The organism is Streptosporangium sp. NPDC006013 (assembly GCF_040614275.1).
Classification (GTDB): Bacteria; Actinomycetota; Actinomycetes; order Streptosporangiales; family Streptosporangiaceae; genus Streptosporangium.
This window is the reverse complement of record NZ_JBEXUE010000746.1, coordinates 1-3,264: the sequence shown is the minus strand read 5'-3', so window position 1 is coordinate 3,264 and position 3,264 is coordinate 1. Positions and strand designations below refer to the sequence as shown.

The window sequence follows — 3,264 nt, the reverse complement described above, 5'->3', positions numbered from 1 at the left end:
CGAAACCCGCCCTCTGCGGGTGACACCGTCGCGCACCGTGACCTGCGGCGACGCCGCTCGTTTGGGCCGTGTGCCGCGATTCTTACCAGCGGGCCTATTCGCACGCGCCGGACGGGCAATGGGTTCCACGACGATCGGGTGCGGTGCACTTGCGCTGCCACCTCCGCCCTGGCCATCGACGACAGCGCGATCTGCCCATCGACCCCGGCCGTCCGACGCCCGGTGTTGCGTTGAGTGACCTGTCGGACGCTGAGCAGCGTGTTCGACCAGGACCTCAACATCATCTTCTGCAAGGACCGGACCGTGGCCCAGTCCAGCTCCCGCGTCGCCTTGAAGATCCTCTTCCGTAGCCTCGCTACGTTCTCTTCATGGGCCCGCCAGTCAATGGCGTCCCAATCGAATGCGTCCTCGGGGCCGTTCACCGTGACGGCGTCCAACTTGTCCCTTGGTTCGAGAGGCCCTCGGCCTCGGTGTTCAAAGGCTCACCTGCTCACGTCAGCGCCCTTTCGGGCCCGGTCGCCAGGACCGGCATCCGGCCGGTTACCCCGCAGCCGCCGCCTGGAGGGGCGGCTCATCGCTGCGGGCTCCCGTTGCCTTTCGGCCACCGGCATCCGCTTCTTGAGCATCCTGTCCCGCCGAGGGGTTCCGCCCCTCTTACGATCGGCCTACCGGGTTCAAAGGCCCGGACCCCGACGGGGTTTCCACGTTCCACGCATACGAGATACGGCCGGGGTGGGCGCCCCTCTAAACCCCGGGGCCAGCGGTGTTCACACGGTCGACATCTTGGCTCCGACCGCCGCTCGCCGCCTCTTCCAGCGGCCAGGCCCTGTCACCCTGGTCTTCAACCCGTCGTCCAGAGCTTCGGTTTTCGAGGCCTCATCGAGAGGTTCACTTGCGTTCGCCCGTCCGACCTTCCCCTTGCCCGGTTGTTCCCCCAGACGGAGCAGGGGCCCTTGGGCGTCTTCCCTGAGCTCCGCACCTCCAGCAGGCGGGACCTGCGGACGCACGTCAGGGCGGGGACTGGCCTCGAACACTGACCAGGAACTACGCACCCGGCATAACCGGCCTCCAACCTGCGAGTTCACTCGCAGAACGCGACTTCGTGTCGCACCATGATCCACCGAATGTGGGTTTTGACCTTATGTGGGCTGGACCCCTACAGTAGTTGCGGCAGCGACAATCTGTTCGCTTACGGAGACGAAGGAGGTGAGTTGATGACTGTCGTGGAGACCACCGCTGTGCGCGGTGCCCGGACCATCCTCACTTCCCGGGCCTCGTCCTGACCTTCGCCTGCCTTCCTCCCTGTTGGGAGTAGTCCCGGCACGCCTGCCGTCCGGCGGGGCCCCCTTTCAAGGGTCTCCACGTTGTTTCATCAACGCACTTCACACCGATCTCCTCTCTCTTCTCCTGCGCGCGTTCTGACTCTGGCCGACTACGGCTGGGACGCCGAACGTGAGCGTTCCTTCACCCCGTCGCGGGCCGCCGGACCGGTTCCGGGCCGCGTGCTGCGGGCCGAGCGCGGCCTGTGCGACGTCGTCGCCGAGGCCGGGCCCGTCCGCGCGGTGGTCGTCTCGGGCACCGGTGACCGGCTGACGCCGTGCACCGGTGACTGGGTGGCCGTCCGGCCGGCCACCGCGGCCGTCTCCGCCACCGTCGTCGAGGTACTGGAGCGCCGGACCGCCGTGGTCCGCTCCACCGCGTCGCGCGACTCCCAAGGCCAGGTACTGGCCGCGAACGTCGACACCGTGGCGGTGACCGTCTCGCTCGCCGACCCGCTCAAGCACGGGCGGATCGAGCGGATGCTCGCCCTGGCCTGGAAGAGCGGAGCCACGCCCGTGGTGGTGCTCACCAAGGCCGACCGGTCCACCGACGCCGCGTCGGCGGCGTCCGAGGTGGCCGAGGTCGCACCGGGTGTGGAGGTGCTGGTCACCAGCGCCGCCACCGGCGAGGGCATGGACGCCCTCGCCGCCGTCCTGTCGGGCACGGTCGTCCTGCTCGGGCCCTCGGGCGCGGGCAAGTCCACCCTCGGCAACCGACTGCTGGGCGAGAACCGCCTGGCCACCGGCGCGGTACGCGACAGCGACGGCAAGGGCCGGCACACCACCGCCTGGCGGGAGCTGCTGCCGCTGCCCCACGGCGGAGTCCTGCTGGACACCCCGGGCCTGCGCGGTGTGGGCCTGCACGATGCCGACGAGGGCCTGGACCAGGCCTTCGCCGAGATCACCGAGCTGGCTCGGGACTGCCGCTTCGCGGACTGCGCCCACACCACCGAACCGGGCTGCGCCGTCCTGGCAGCCATCGACGACGGCCACCTCACCCGGCGGCGCCTCGACAGCTACCACCGGCTTCAGCGCGAGAACGCCCACGCCGCCTCCCGCACCGACGCGCGGCTACGCGCCGAGCTGGAGCGGCCGAAGAAGCACGGCGCGCGCCTGCGACGCGCCATCAAGCAGTCCCCGAACTTCAAGGCATGACGGAAAGGAATCTGGTCATGGACCTTCCCCGCATCTTCACCATCCGCGAGAGCGGCCACCGCATCCACAACCCGCTGACTCCCGAGAAGCTCGCCGCCCTGGGCGAAGCGCTCCATCTCGCCCCCGGGACACGGGTGCTCGACCTGGCCAGCGGCTCGGGCGAGATGCTGTGCACCTGGGCACGCGACCTGGGCTTCACGGGCACCGGGGTGGACATCAGCACGGTCTTCACCGCCCAGGCCCAGGCCCGCGCCGCCGAACTCGGCGTCGCCGACCGGGTCGAGTTCGTCCACGGCGACGCCTCCGGCCACGTCGCGGACCAGCCGGTCGACCTGGCCTGCTGCGTCGGCGCCGCCTGGATCGGGAACGGCGTCGCCGGAACGGCCGAGCTGCTCAGCCGCAGCCTCCGCCCCGGAGGCCTGATGCTGATCGGCGATCCCTACTGGCGGCGGACCCCTCCGGACGAGGAGACCGCCAAGGCCTGCCACGCCACCAGCATCGCCGACTACCTGCCGCTGCCCGGCCTGATCGAGCAGTTCGGCGACCTCGGCTACGACGTCGTGGAAATGATGCTGGCCGACCAGGACAGCTGGGACCGGTACGCCGCGGCCCAGTGGCTCACCATGCGCCGCTGGCTCGACCAGAACCCCGACGACGAACTGGCCCCCCAGGTACGCGCGGAGCTCACGACCGAGCCCGCCCGCTACGCGCGCGGCGACGCGGAGCGGATCGCGGACGTCTTCCTGGCCGCGCGTGGCCAGATGACCTACCTGCCGCGCTTCCTGAGCCG

The 3,264-nt window shown here is 70.2% G+C and carries 3 protein-coding genes; 2 read left to right on the top strand and 1 reads right to left on the bottom strand.

What is annotated here, in order from left to right:
* The coding region (locus ABZ260_RS48915; RefSeq protein ID WP_355632220.1) for a reverse transcriptase N-terminal domain-containing protein at nt 1-422 on the bottom strand (422 nt) is incomplete at its 3' end.
* A 1,080-nt stretch (nt 423-1,502) separates the two neighbouring features.
* Here ABZ260_RS48915 and rsgA point away from each other — a divergent pair.
* Both rsgA and ABZ260_RS48905 read left to right on the top strand, forming a co-directional pair.
* Entirely contained in the window at nt 1,503-2,474 is a 972-nt protein-coding gene (rsgA, locus tag ABZ260_RS48910) for a ribosome small subunit-dependent GTPase A (protein ID WP_355632217.1), read from the top strand.
* Nucleotides 2,475-2,491: 17 nt separating this feature from the next.
* On the top strand, nt 2,492-3,264 hold a 773-nt coding region (locus tag ABZ260_RS48905), incomplete at its 3' end, for a methyltransferase domain-containing protein (protein ID WP_355632214.1).